This window comes from Sorangium sp. So ce726 (assembly GCF_051521405.1).
Classification (GTDB): Bacteria; Myxococcota_A; Polyangia; order Polyangiales; family Polyangiaceae; genus Sorangium.
In genome coordinates this window covers 3,117,924-3,131,664 of sequence record NZ_CP150349.1, presented here as the reverse complement: position 1 = coordinate 3,131,664, position 13,741 = coordinate 3,117,924, and the positions used below count along the sequence as shown (strand labels likewise).

At 70.6% G+C, this 13,741-nt stretch carries 8 protein-coding genes and 1 pseudogene; 3 read left to right on the top strand and 6 right to left on the bottom strand.

All coding sequences use genetic code 11. The features are described from left to right. Positions 1–23: 23 nt before the first annotated feature. The 6 genes and pseudogenes from WME79_RS11910 to WME79_RS11885 form a co-directional block, all read right to left on the bottom strand. Positions 24–1,265: a FecR domain-containing protein gene (locus WME79_RS11910; RefSeq protein WP_437534896.1), complete on the bottom strand. Its 1,242-nt coding sequence runs from the start codon at positions 1,263–1,265 to the stop codon at positions 24–26. After that, positions 1,262–1,954 carry an RNA polymerase sigma factor gene (locus tag WME79_RS11905; protein ID WP_437534894.1) on the bottom strand — a complete coding sequence of 231 codons (693 nt, stop codon included), beginning with the start codon at positions 1,952–1,954 and terminating at the stop codon, positions 1,262–1,264. Before WME79_RS11905 ends, WME79_RS11910 begins: the two co-directional genes overlap by 4 nt. Before the next feature lie 680 nt (positions 1,955–2,634). After that, complete coding sequence (locus tag WME79_RS11900; protein ID WP_437540139.1) at positions 2,635–3,354, bottom strand: hypothetical protein; 720 nt, start codon at positions 3,352–3,354, stop codon at positions 2,635–2,637. 282 nt (positions 3,355–3,636) lie between these two features. Further along, a pseudogene (locus WME79_RS11895) lies at positions 3,637–3,879 on the bottom strand (cellulose binding domain-containing protein); the annotation flags it as partial. Positions 3,880–5,071: 1,192 nt separating this feature from the next. After that, positions 5,072–5,587, bottom strand: coding sequence for a hypothetical protein (locus tag WME79_RS11890; RefSeq protein ID WP_437534893.1), 516 nt, complete (start codon positions 5,585–5,587; stop codon positions 5,072–5,074). Positions 5,588–5,726: 139 nt separating this feature from the next. Next, entirely contained in the window at positions 5,727–6,809 is a 1,083-nt protein-coding gene (locus WME79_RS11885) for a LamG-like jellyroll fold domain-containing protein (protein ID WP_437534892.1), read from the bottom strand. Between the two features lie 284 nt (positions 6,810–7,093). On the opposite strand from WME79_RS11885, the gene WME79_RS11880 reads away from it, so the two are divergent. The 3 genes from WME79_RS11880 to WME79_RS11870 all read left to right on the top strand — a co-directional run bounded on the left by WME79_RS11880 (position 7,094) and on the right by WME79_RS11870 (position 13,735). Beyond that, complete coding sequence (locus tag WME79_RS11880) at positions 7,094–9,070, top strand: WD40 repeat domain-containing protein (RefSeq protein ID WP_437534891.1); 1,977 nt, start codon at positions 7,094–7,096, stop codon at positions 9,068–9,070. Continuing rightward, a complete protein-coding gene (locus WME79_RS11875; RefSeq protein ID WP_437540137.1) occupies positions 9,037–9,477 on the top strand; it encodes a hypothetical protein in 441 nt (146 codons plus the stop codon). The genes WME79_RS11880 and WME79_RS11875 overlap by 34 nt, the downstream gene beginning before the upstream one ends. Positions 9,478–9,739: 262 nt before the next feature. Continuing rightward, positions 9,740–13,735 carry an RHS repeat-associated core domain-containing protein gene (locus WME79_RS11870; RefSeq protein WP_437534890.1) on the top strand — a complete coding sequence of 1,332 codons (3,996 nt, stop codon included), beginning with the start codon at positions 9,740–9,742 and terminating at the stop codon, positions 13,733–13,735. The last annotated feature ends 6 nt before the right edge of the window (positions 13,736–13,741 follow it).

Here is a 13,741-nt window from a genome sequence, read left to right as displayed (position 1 = left end):
GAGACGGCCTCGCGGGCGGGCGCTCACGGGCGAGCGCCGCCGGGGCGGGAGGCGGACGTGGCCTCCTCGCGCCCGAAGCCCTGCGGGTAGTCCTTGAGGTACCGGCGCGCCTCCGCCGCCGTCCGGTCCTTGTCGCCGAGCATCTCGATCGCGCGCAGGCGCTCCACGCGGGCGATCTCGGCGAGCGGCGAGTCCGGGTAGCGGCCGAGGAGGAGATCGAGCCGCTCGATCGCCCGCCTCGGCTGCCCGCGCCTCCGCGCCGCCATCGCGCCCTGGAGCAGCTCGTTCTCGGCCGTGAGCGAGGCGCGCGACGGGGCCTGGCGCGCGTCGCGCGGCGCGCGCGGCTCCCCCGCGCCGCCGTCGCCGGCCCCGTCGCCCCTGCCGCCCTCGCCGGCGGCGCTGTCCTGTCCGAGGTCGCGAGGCGGCGCCGGCGCGTCGTCCGGGCGTCCCTCGGCGGGCCGGTCCGACCGGCGCTCCTCGTCGCGGGACGACCACGTCTCGCCTGGGCTCAGGAAGCGCTCGACCTCGCCGCGGTGCACGGCGACCCGCCCTTCCACGACCGACACCCGCGTCTCGGCCGGCTCTCCCGCCGCGTCGGGCCGCCGCTCGACGGAGAAGCGCGTCCCGTGCACCGTGACCACGGCGTCCGACGTGCGCACCGACAGGCTCATGCCTGCCGGCAGCGGCGGCACCTCGACGGCGATCCTGCCCTGCTCGAGGGCGACAACGTCGCCTGCCCGGTCGCGCCCGGCGCCCGCCGGCGCGAACCTCACGCGGGTCGAGGGCCCGACCTCGACGGTGGCGCCCGTCGCGAGCGACGCCTTTGCCCGCGCGCCCTCGCCGGTCCGCAGCTCCTCGTCGCTCGCGAGCGGCACGAGGGCGAGCGACGGCGGCGAGCGGGTCGCGCCCCCGGCCGCGATCTCGACCGAGCCCTGGAGCGCCGTCACCTGCGCCGCGGCGGGCGGGGCGTCGCGCGCCCGGACCACGATGAAGACGCCGGCGGCCGCCGCGGTCAGGGCAGCCGCCAGCGCCGCCGCGGCCAGGGCGGTCCGCTTCCGCCGGGCGGCGCGGGCGCGCCGCTCCACCGCCTCGGCGGCGAGCTGGTCGATGCGGCCGGCGATCCGCTGCTGGAGGTACCTCGCCTGGACCGTGGGCAGCAGCGGCACCGGCTGCTCGACCAGCGCCCGCAGCGAGGCCTCCACGCCGTCCACGCCGGCCGCCGTGGCGCGATCGTCCGGGGTGGTGTCAACGTCGTCCTGCTTCATCGTGGCTCCTCGGGTCGAGCGGGGTCGCGTCGCGCCGCCGCCTCGGGTTCACAGCGCGCCTGGAGCTCCCGCCGCCCCCGCGACAGCCGCGACTGGGCCGCGGCCACGGAAACACCGGTCAGATCCGCGATTTCCTTGAGCGAATAGCCCATGGCGTGGAGCAGCAGCGCGGTCGCGCGGTCGCCGTCCATCGCCGCGAGGTGCCGGCGCAGGGCCTCGAGATCGCGCTGCGCGCTCACCTCGCGCTCGGGGTCGGCGCCCTGCGAGGGCGGCTCGGGCTCGGCGCCGGGATCCTGCGACCCCGGCGTGCGATCGATGACTTTCCGCTCGCGCCGGCGGGCGCGCAGCGCGCTCAGGCCGACATGGCAGGCGATGACGGACGCCCATCCCGCCAGGCTGCACTCCCCCGCGAACCGGCGTTTGGTAAGTGTGCTCACGATCTGCTCGAACGCGCCCTGCACGAGGTCGGCGTGGTCCTGTTCGCGGCAACCCAGGATCCGGTACAGGGTCCGGTCGACGACCGGCAGGAGGTGCTCGTAGAGCCGCAGGCCGATCCCTCGTTCGCCCCGCTGGAAGGCGAGCAGGAGCTCCTCGTCGCTGGCGGGCGCGGGCGAGGGCTGGCCCCCGGCGCCCTGAGAGGAGACGAGCCTGAGCCGGCGGCTTGCGGGGTGTGGCTCGGCGGTTCCCATGCTCGTGGAGTAGCCGATCCGCCCGAAAGCAGGCTGAGCGGCGGAGGATCGTCGTCGATGCCCGCCGCGCCCCTGTTTCCCCGCTTCCCTCGCTTCCCTCCGCATGGAGCCCGAGTTCCGCCGGCCGCGCCCGCTGGCCGGCGTCGCATGGAGCTCGCCTGCGTTGTTGTTGCTCGCCGCGCGCGCCTGGCGCGCTCCCGTGGCCTCCCTGCTCCGCGCACCCCTCGCTACAGCCTCTGCGGGAGGAACGGATGAAGCCCCGGCGGAAGGGGGCTCCCCGCCCGCCTGCCGCACGACATCCCCGGAAGCGACCGATGATGGAGGCGATCCTCGCCGAGCGCCGCAATACGGCGCCTGCTCTGCGTCGCCGGTACTCTCCAGCGACGTCGCGCTGGCCGCGGTCACCGCTCGCCGGCGCTGGCGACGCGCCACGGCCTGTCCGCCGCCCATCGCCGGCGCGCGCCGCTATGTGCTCTACCGAACGCGTACTGCTGGATCAGGATCATCCGGCGGGGGTGAAGCGAGGGCACATCTGGGGTTTCGTCGGGGCCGATCTCGTGGCCTTCGTGTACGCACCGGACTGGAGGGCAAAGCATCCCGCTGCGTTGCCGCAGGGCTTCACCGGCTACCCTTCGCGCTGCGATCCGGCTTCTTTTACCTACGCGCACGCGCTCCGTGGCTCACCGGATCTTGCAATAGGCCGGGAAGCTCGACGGGATGCTCGAGGCGTAGGGTCTCGGTGTGACCTTGTACGGGTGGTCCTTCAGGAATTGCCAGCCCGAGGGGGCGATGCCGGACGGGATGGTGTGGCCGCCGCCGCTGTCGCAGTCGATGACGAAGCTGCCTTTCGCCTTGATGTCGTTCTCGAACGCCGCGGTGGCTTGCGCCAAGTCGATCACGGAGACGTCGGAGCCCTCCGCGCCGTGGACCCCCATGACGGCGGGCGGGTTGGTGGTGTCCTGGAGGGGCGGTGTGCCGTAGTAGGCCGTCGTGCCGCCCGAGTACGTCACGACGCTCGCGACATAGCTCGATCGCGCATACGCCATGTGCGCGGTCTGGAAGCCGCCTGCGCTGAACCCGAGCGCGTGGATGCGGCGTGTGTCGATGTTGAGCTGCTGGATGGCGCACGCGAGCGCCTCATCGGCCGTGTTGAGGTCGCCCACGTACCACACGTTGTTGCACGTGGTCGGCGTGCCGTCCTTGCCTCCCTGACCGTCGTACGCGTTGGGCGCGAACACGACGCCTCCGCGGCTCGTGATCTCGTCGATGGCGGCCTGTCCGAGGCCGGACAGCGCCTCTATCGGCTTGGAGCTCGTGGCGTGCCAGTAGATGACCACCGGAGCCGGCGTGGCGGACCGGGCGCCAGCCCACACGCGCACTTCGCGGCCGAGGAACGTCATCGTCCCGGTGGCGATCGTCGGACACGCCTCCCGGGCCGTGGGCAGGGCGCTCGGCGCGCTCACCCCGCCCGAGCCGCTGCCGCCGCTGCCGCCGCTGCCGCCGGCGCCGCCGCTGCCGCCGGCGCCACCGCTGCCGCCGGTGCCGCCACTGCCGCCAGTGCCGCTGCTGGTCGTGCTGGTCGTGCTGGTCGTGCTGGTCGAGCCGGACGAGGTTCCGGTTCCGGTTCCGGTCACGGACGAGATCGTCGGGCGCGTGCTGCCTGTCGCGCAGAAGTTGAATGTGATCGAGGCGCCAGGCGCGATGCGCGCGTTGCTGGCGGTCGGCGTGGCTGTCAGGAGGGTGCCGCTGCTCGAAAACACGGCGCCCCAGGATCTGGTCACTTTTGCGTTCTTCACGTCGGTGACGACGCGCCATGACGTGGTCGCGTTTGTGCCGCCGTTCGACACCCTGACGGCGGCGCAGTAGCTGCCTCCCCGGAACGGCTGATAGCTCAGCTCGGCCGAGAGGCCGCTCTCGGCTGCCATCAGCGATTCGTCGCCCGGCTCGGCGTCGCTGTCCTGTCCCGCGACGCACGCGCCGAGCGTCGCGAGCAGCCCGGCCAGCGCGATCCGCTTCAGGGGATGCGTGCCTGCGAAGCTGGCCTCGATCGGGCGCGCGTTCGACGAGCCCGCGGGTCGCTCGTCCCTTGTTTGGCGCTGCTCATTGCTCCCGCTCCGGGATTGCCGACGTCGCTGCAACGAGAGCTTCTGCCGAGGTGCGAGGTTCATGAGAGTCTCCTCCATCGTTGTGATGTTGAGAGCGCGTGGCTGCGCCGGGCGCTGAACGGCCTGCGCGCGAGGAGCAACGCAAGCATCCCAGGGTCAGCCGCGCGCTTCTTGCGAGAGAAGCTGGCTCAACGGCCGCGATGACCACACCATAACAGATGCCGAATCGTTCGCGAAACGGACATGTGTTTGCGAGGTCGGAATTATCCGCAGCTATGTCTGAAATTTCCGCGGCTCATGCAAGCCACTCGCACGGTGTGAGATGCGGCGTCCGGCGGTGCTGCGCTGGGCGAAGCCTGGTTTCGTGGTGGCCAGTTGGATCCGCTGGAATCTCCGTCGGATGGAGATTGTACCGTTATTTCCTGCTATCCGCGTTCGCGTCGGAGCTGCGCCTCTTCGGGCACGCGCGCGCAGGCCTCGAGTTCGCATGGTAGCTCACGTTCGGCGTTACGCTAGAGTCTGCTTTCCTGCTTCCCTCGCACTCGCTCTCGACGTGGATCGGCGCGCATCCGTAGCTTCCGTTGCCCGGAGCACAGGATTGTCCCCTGACGACATCAGCGCTTCGAGATCCGGATCAGCTCGCCTCTCGTTGGCAGACCCGAAGCGGCTTCGTGGCGAGACCGTAGGCCCGAGGAGAGGCAGCTCGTCGCGCGGTGTTGTGGAATACCGTAGGCCCGAGGAGAGGCAGCTCGTCGCACGGTGTGGGGGAAGGGCCGATGTCTGAGCCGTCGAGTAGGGGCCCCCGGTCACCCAGGGGCCTCTCTCACGGAACCGGACTTGTGGGCCTCACATCCGGCTCCTCGGGACGTGCGTATTCCGGGCGGACGTGACGGCCGATTCCGAGCGCACGTCGCGGCGGCCGTTGACGACGACCAGGACCGATGCCGTCGCCGTGGCTCGTGCGCGCGCTCGCTGGAGGGAGCTGGGTCGCGGCGGGAGGTGGCGCCGCCGCTCACTTCACGCAGGTGCGCTTGTCCTGGTAATCACAGCTCGGCACGCCGGCGTTCACCACCGTCTCGGTAAAGCCAGGGTAGCAGATCGGGTCGCACGTCGCGTAAGTCCCGCTCGGATACGGCACCGCACCGCACGAGATCCGATCGTAGATCCCGGCGCAGTAGCTCGGCCCGCTCTGCGAGCTGCTCACGTACCAGCCGGGCGGACAGGCGACGGACGCGCCGCAATGCGCGAAGGACGCCCGCGTGGCCCAGGGGATGAGCTCACAGCGGTAGGCCTCGCCGTTCGCGCAGCCGAGCGCGCTGCCCTGGCTCAGCGACACGGAGTGCGTGTATTCCCCGCTGACGCACGCCGCGCACTGCCACCCGGTCAGCGCTTGCGCCCCCGCCACGATCGGCTCGGCCTGCGCTGCGTCCTCCCCCTCGGCCGTGCCGAGGCAGCCGGCGCCTCCCGTCAGGGCCACGATCAGCCCGAGCCCAGACACCCCCATCATCCACCGCGAGAAGCTCTCCATGCTCGTCCTCCAATGCGATCCCCCGCCACCAATGACGTGATCCAGGGAGAGGACACCGCAAGAGCGCAAGGGACGCAAGGGAGAGTGAGCGGGCGCGCGGTCGGCGGCCGGCCGTGAGGCGAGGCCGCCGGACCGCCGCTCACTGCTCCGGGCGATCGTCGCTGGCGAGCAGCGCGGCGGCGTTTCGCTCGATCTCCGCCGGCGTGAGCGCCTTCGCGTAGAGCGCCGCATAGTACAGCGCGCCCGCGAAGCTCCGCTCGCCGATCTCGCGGTTGCCGAGGACGAGGTGCCGCCCGTCGGGGAAATCGAGCGTCGTGCCCAGCGGGGGCACGCTCGCGTGCATCGCGCAATAGCCGCTGACCGAGCTGCTCCGCCGGGCCGGAATACCGTTGATGTAGAGCCGGACCCGATCCTCCGCAGGCGCCTGGATGGTCGAGTCGAACACACCGTGCACCACGGCGCGCTCCGGGAGCTCGGCGTCCCACGCGCCGCCGCAGGAATCGCCGTTCCACCAGAGCACGATCTGGCCCGCCGTCTCCGAGCGGAGCGTGAAGCGGCCAGCCTCCGAGCCCGTGCCTATATGAACGATGCGCGAGCCCTCACTGACCACCTCTGTGATGCGGAGCACGGCCTCGATCGTGCCAGCGATGGCGCCCTGGAATGCGCTCTGGACCTTGGTGCCGTCGATCAACGCAGAGGCCCGGCCGTCGGCGCCGGCCGCAGTCCAGGAGAGCCCGCTGTGCGCCGCGCCGTCCGCCGCGAAGCTCATCTCCGGCCCGTAGGTCAGCGGGAGCGGCATCGGCACCTCGGCGGCGTCCTCGACCTGCGCGGGCACGCTCCCGGTCGTGGCCTCGTCGAGGAAATACCGCGCGACGAGCCCGTCGTCGGTGAGGCAGGACCGGTCGCGCGCGCAATCGACCTCTCCGCCGCCAGCGCCGCCGCCGGCCCCCGCGCCGGAGCCAGCGGTCCCGCCGCCCGCTGCGCTGCTCGGCCCGCCACCGGCCTCCGCGCCGGCGCCTCCGCTGCCCTCTGCGCTGCTACCCCCGCCGCCCGATCCAGGACCGGAGCCCGGGAGCTCACCGAGCCGCAACTCGGGGGCACACGCCGCGAGGAGCTGGAACGAGACAATCAGCAGGGACGCCCTCATGTAGCCGCATCCTACCGCGCCGAAGATCCGCTTGAACACGAAGTCGGTCCTGGGGTCGGCGAAGACGGGGTGCACGGTCAAGCTCTACGCCCGCCGGGTACAGGAGGCCGCGCGGCCGCCCGGTGCGCCCGGTGCGCCCGGTGCCACGGAGCGGGCAGAGCACGGGGGGAGCTCCGAGCCGCGCGCCTCCGCAAGCGCTGGAACGCTGGCGCTTCGTGCTGAACCATCCGCTCGCGCAAGGGAACGTGGCCATGCGCCGGGGTCGGCACTGCGGACGCCGAGGTGGGCGGCGGCACGCCGCCGGCCGACCTGCAGGAAAGGTGGAGGCTCGGCGACAGCGCGGCGTATCCTCGGCGGCCATGGAGAGGGATCCGGCGCTGGAGGATCTGCGAGCGGCCATCGCGTCTGCCAATCCGGATGCTGCCGAGGAGTGGCTCGGCAGCCGGCGAGCGCAGGAGCGCGAGGTCGAGCACCCGGAGCGCCTCGCGTTCGCGCGCTCGCTGGCCCGGGAGCTGTTCGCCTCGGGGCGGGAGGCCGCCACCTACGAGGAGATCGCCCGCGTCATGGTCGACGTGCTGAGCGGCGAGGCACCGGATCCCGCTCCCGCCGAGGACGAGATCCGGAAAGCGGTCTTTCTTGCGTTCGACGCGGATCAAGGGCGGTTCCGCTTCGTGCATCGATCATTCCTCGACTACTTCCTTGCGGTCGACATCGCCGAGCGGCTCGACGCCGGCCGGCAGGACGCCCTCGACCTGCCGCGGATCACGCCGGAGGTGGTCACGTTCCTTTCAGGCATGGATGGCTGGGCGCGCACCAGAGAGGCGATGCGCGCGGCGCTGTCCTCGGGCTACCGGCGGCGCGTCAGCGAGAATGCCTTGCTGGCCATCTACCACGCGACGCGCGCCGAGGTGGGTGAAGGCGAAGCGCTGGGCGAGGCGCTGGACAAGGCGCTACCAGGCGAGTGCAAGCTGGCCGGCGCGGACCTGGCCGAGGTGGAGCTGCCGTGGCTCTCGCTCGCCGGGGCTGATCTCGCCGGGGCGAACTTGTCGCAGGCGAGGCTTCGGTGCGCAGACCTCCGCGGGGCGAGACTGGACCGCGCAAAGGCCGATCGTGCGGTGCTCGACGGCGCTGCGCTCGATGGGGCGTCGCTGCGAGAGGCCGATCTCTTCGGTGCCTCGCTCGTGGATGCATCGACCGCGGGCGCCCGGTGGGAGGGCGCGGACTGCGAGGGGGTGCTCCTGCTGGACGATGGGTCCGGGCCCGGGGGGTTCGCGCGGAGCGACGGCGGGGCCGCCGCCGCGCCCACCACGGTGTACCAGAGCCGCGGTGATCGCGCGATGCTCGCCTGGTCGCCGGATGGCAGATGGTTGGCCTGCTCCGCAGAGCGCGCGATCGATCTGCTCGACGCGGCGACCGGCGATATCCGCCTCGTCCTCCACGGCCATCATGGGGATGTGTACGCTGTTTCGTTTTCACCGGACGGCGTCACGCTCGCCTCCGGTTCGTCCGACCGCTCCATTCGCCTCTGGGACGCGCGCACCGGCACGCTCCGAAAGACCCTCTCGGAGCGTCGACTCACGTTCTTGGATACTTGCGAGGACGAGCGGCTCCATACCCCACACACCCCGATCTGGTCCGTTGCATTTTCCCTCGACGGCACCGCGCTCGTCTCCGGTTCGTCCGACAACTCGGTTCGCCTCTGGGACGCGCGCACCGGCGAGCTCCGAAAGACTCTCTCGGGGCATCGAACGTCGGTCCCTTCCATTGCGTTTTCCCCCGACGGCACCGCGCTCGCCTCCGGTTCGTCCGACGACTCCGTTCACCTCTGGGACGCGTGCACCGGCGAGCTCCGAAGGACTCTCTCGGGGCATCAAGGCATGGTCAGGTCCGTTGCGTTTTCCCCCGACGGCACCGCGCTCGCCTCCGGTTCGTCCGATAGCTCCATTCGCCTCTGGGACGCGCGCACCGGCAGGTGCATCGCCGTGCTCTATGCGCTGGGAGACGCCGCTCTCGCCTGCGTCGAAGGGACGCCTTTCTTCACCGGCAGCGGCGACATCTCCCCGCTCGTTCGCTTCGTCGCCGGCTCTTGCGTCATGCCGGCGGCTCTCTGGGCTCTGCTCTTCGAGCGTCCCGACCTCGTGCAGCGCGCGATCACCGGTGAGCTCCCCGATCTCGCCGCGCTCGGCCTCGCGACCTACGCGGACTGCGCCGCCGCGCTCACGGCGGAGCGCGCCCGCCGCGGCCTGGTCCGAAGGCGGCGCCCCGGCGCCGCAATCTCCCAGGCGCCGCCACCGACGTCCCGATGCCCGGCCCCGCCGTCCTCTCGATCACGGTGACCACGCCGGACGGCAGCAGCTCGCACACCGATCCGTCCAGCGTCACGTTCGTGACCGACAACCAGAATTGCTACTGTCTCCGGCGACCGCTCGTCATCCACCAGTATCTCTGGCGGGACGATTCCGCGGGGGCGAACCGTCGCGATCCGTCACTTCCCCGGGGATCTGGGGGGAGCGTGACGACGGATCGCACCCCCTCGGGAGGCATGGGCCCAACCCGGGCCCAGCGGCCAAGCCCTGGGCTTGGGGAGCTCGCGGTGACCGAGACGTCGCGTCGGGCCGCGGTGGTCGCCTTGCTCGCCAGCACCCTGAGCCGCGCTGTCGCCCTCGGGGACGAGGCGGCGGCCCGGGTTGTTCACGAGGCGATCGGTCGATTGCTCGGGGTGCCGGTGGCATCGGACGGATGAGCTAGGCTGGACGGGGCGCGGTGCATCTTGCGCCGGCGCCGGCGACCACCCGCGCGCCGACATCGAACCCCCCGCCGCCGGGGCGGGTAGCACGTCATCGCCTGAGTCTCCCGCGACAACGCGTGTTGTGCCTGGAAAAATCCATTATGAAAGGAGTCCCGTTCGATGATGCTCCAGCGTCTCGCGCGGGCTTCCTGGGCCGCGTCTGGGCACCCAAGCTCTCATCTTGACAGGGGTGAGAATCGCTGGGGAGCATGCCTGAATGGCGCGCACGGCTCCGGTCCCGAACATCCCTGCGATCCCTGGAATGAACCCTGGCGTCTGGATCATGGGCGGTGGAGGCGGCGGTGGTGGCAAGGGCGGCAGGGGAGACAGCGGGAATGGAGACGGTCAGGGCGGGAGCGCTAGCCATGGCGGCAACAACCCTGACGGCGGCGGCAAGGGGGCCAACGGTTGCGGAAATGGGCAGGGGGCCGGTGCTTGCTCCAACCCGGTCCACGGCGGCTCTGGTGGCACCTCCGCCGGCGATCCGGTCGACGTGGTCACCGGTCGCGTCTTCACGCTGCCGACGCTCGACCTCGGCCTGCCCGGTCCGCTGCCGCTCGTAGTGCAGCGGCGCTACTCGTCCTCTGCGCGCGATCGCGACATGGGCCTTGGCTTCGGGTGGAGCCACTCGCTTGCCTGGGAAATCGAGCTCTCCAGGCGCGCCGTGCGGATCGTGCAGGACGACGGCACCGTGGTGACGGCCCCGCTGCTGGAAGAGGGCGAGACGCGCCCGCTGGTGGGACAGATCGTGCTGCGCCGCGCGGCCTGGGGATTCGCGCTCACGACCGAGGACGGGCTCACGCTGTTGTTCAACGAGCGCCATCAGCTGGGGTCGCGCTATCGCCTGACCGCGCTCCTCGACCGCAACGGCAACTGCATCGAGCTGGGCTACGATGTCTCCGGCCTCGCCTGGATCCGCGATTGCGTTCAGCGCTTCGTGCGCGTCCGGCGGGAGCGCTCGGGCCGCATCGCCGCCTTCGAGGTGCGCACGGCGACGAGCCCCTCCGGCTGGCACGCCTTCTTCACGTATCGCTATGACGAGCGCGGGGATCTTGTCGAGGCTACGGACGCCGAGGGACATGTGTGCCGGTACGCCTATGACGAGGAGCACCGCCTCGTCACCCACGCATACCGCAGCGGGCTCGTGGTCCACTACCGGTACGACCGTGAGGGACGCTGCATCGAGACCTGGGGTGAATACCCCGCTCAGGAGGACCCAAGCCTCGCGGCCGGGGTGCCTGTGTTCCTCGCGGACGGCGTGACGCGAGCGCGTGGCATATTCCATTGCAAGCTGGAGTTCTCGGGAGACGGCTACTCCGAAGTAGCGGACTCGCTCCGTGTCCGGCGCTTTTTCGGTAACAAGCATGGCAAGGTGGATAGGTCGACATGGGGCGCGGGCGTGCTCTCGCATGAGTATGACTCCCTCGGAAACATCGTCGCTTTTCGGGACGCAACGGGCGCGATGACGCGCTTCGAGCGCGACGCGGCAGGGCGCGTCACAGCGGTCGTCGATCCGCTCGGCCGCCGGACGCAGTATGCCTTCGATGATCGCGGCGCGCTGACCGAGCTCGTGCGCGCGGATGGGAGCGCGCTCCGGTATACACGCGACGATCTGGGCAATCTTCTCGCGGTCGAGGACCGGCGCGGCGCCATCGTCATGTACGATTACGACGAGCGTGGGCTCGTGAGCGTGGCAACGCTTCCGAACGGGGGAGTGACCCGCTTCGACCACGACGCGCACGGCAACCGCACCGCCGTGATCGAGCCGAACGGCGCGAAGAAGACGATCTATTACGACGACCTCGGCCGCGTCGTGGGATACATCGACGCGCTCGGCGCCGTGACGCGCTACGCGTATGACGCGCGCGGCCTGCTGCGCACCGTTTCCGATCCAGCGGGCGGGGTCACCACGTTCGAGTTCGACGCCGAGGGACGGCTGGCGCGGATTGTCGATGCGGCCAGGCGCGTCGACAGGCTCACCTGGGGCGGGCTCAACGTGCTCTGCGAGGTGCAGCACGATGGTGCGGGGCCCATCCGGTACCGCTACAACCGCGAAGGCCACCTCATCGAGGTGCACAACGAGCGCGGGCAGGTTCATCGCTTCGTGCGGAGCCTCGCAGGACACGTGATCCGCGAGGAGCTGATGGACGGACGCACGCACGACTTCCGGTGCGATCTGTTCGGTCGGCTGACGCAGTGGCGGAGCAGCACCGGCGAGCTGGTCGAATACGAGTACGACTCAGCCGGGCAGTTGATCAAGCGGATCTACGACGGCGGGGTGGAGGAGTTTGCCTATGACGAAGTGGGGCGGCTGATCGATGCGCGAACGCCTGACACGGAGTGCTACCTGACATACGATGAGCGGGGCTGCCTCGTGAAGGAGGAGCAGATCACGCTCGGCGTCCGCCACACGATTGAAGCGGTCTACGACTCCATGGGGCGGAGGACGCGGCGCGTCAGCTCGCTCGGGTACGTCGAGCACATGCATCGAGACATCATGGGCAAGATCGCGCGGGTGGCGCTCGGCCGGGAGGTTGTGGACTTCCACTACGACGCGCTCGGTCGCGAGCGGCAGGCCGTCCTTCCGGGCGGCGGGCGCATTCAGTACGACTTCGATCCGGCCGGTCGCCTCGCCCAGCGGCGCGTCTTCTCCGCGACAGCGCGCACCGCGGTTGGACCGGGCGAGCCGGAGTGGGTTGGGCCCATCGCGCACGGGGTCGTTTCGGACACGCAGTATCGCTACTGCCCTGCAGGTCTTCTCGAAGAGGAGCTCGACGCGCGTCTCGGCGCGACGGGATACCGGTACGATCCTATGGGACAGCTCCTCGCCAAGATCCCTGCCCACGGGAGGGCGGAGCTCTTCGGCTTCGACGAGGTCGGCAACCTCTACGCCACCGAGGCCGGCGAGCACGCGTACGATCGCGGCGGTGCCCTTTTGCGGCGGGGGGAAACGGCCTACACCTACGACGAGCGCGCGCGCCTCGTCGAAAAGCGCCTCTCCGACGGGAGCCGCTGGAAGTACACCTGGGATGGACGCGGGCGCCTGGCCTCGGCCGTCGCGCCCGACGGGCGCCTCGTGGAGTTCATTTACGACGCGTTCTGCCGGCGGCTGGCAAAGCGGGTTCGCTCCAGCAAAGGACAGCTCCTTGCCCTGACTCGCTTCGTTTGGGACGATCAGCGCCTGCTTCACGAGGTGCGTGTGCGCGACGCGTCCCTGGACGTCCCGGTGACCGAGACGCGAACGTACGTTTTCCCGGATGGGAGCTTCGCCCCGCTGGCGCACATCGATGACGGCGGCGCGCCCCGGTTCTACGTGAGCGCGCCGAACGGATTCCCCGATCTTCTCGTGACGTCCTCGGGGCAGATCGCGGCCGAGCAGCGGGCGCGCGCGTTCGGCGCGGTGCAGGGAGAGGCATTCACGCCGCTGCGGTTTCCTGGCCAGTACGCGGACGAGGAGACCGGCCTTTGTTACAACAGGCATCGCTATTACGACCCCGACATTGGCCGCTACATCAGCCCGGATCCCGTCGAAATCGTCCGCCGCTACGGCTTCGCCGACAACTCGCCGCTCAACACGGTGGACCTCGACGGCTTGCAAGCGATGACCACGAACATCCAGCGCTCGCAGATCAACCCGGACGGCAGCCGCACGCCGTTGCCAAACGCGAGCGGTGTAAGCCAAGGCGGGCGCGATCCCGACAACCCGGTCGATATCCACCCCGCGGTCTGGAACAACATGGCGCCGCAGGTGCCCGTTCAGGCCGCAAACGGCTCGACCAACGGGCAATTCCCCCAGGCGACGCGCCATCCGGCGAACTGCTCCGAGCCGGCGGCGCTGAGCGAGCATCTCCATGATTATGAGCGACGCAACAACTTGCCGCGCGGGACATGCGGCTCGGCCAGCGATCCGAACAACCAGCATCTCCGCGGCGCGCTCCGAGAGATCGATGGGATCAGCTCGACGCAGCAGGGCGGCGGAGCGCGAAATGCCTGCCCGAACTGCGGCGTGCTTTTCCGCAACCTCCAGAATCAGGCGAACCAGGGCGCACCGCCGAACGAGCTCGTGGATCTGGTGGGCCGCACCACGCCGGGCATCGACAATCCGAGCCCCGGATGGCAACAAGCGATGAACCAGGGCGCACCGACGAGGAGCGCGAGGAGCCTCATGAACCCACGCAATGCAGCGAACATGCGGGTGCAGATGCCGCGCTGAGGGCCC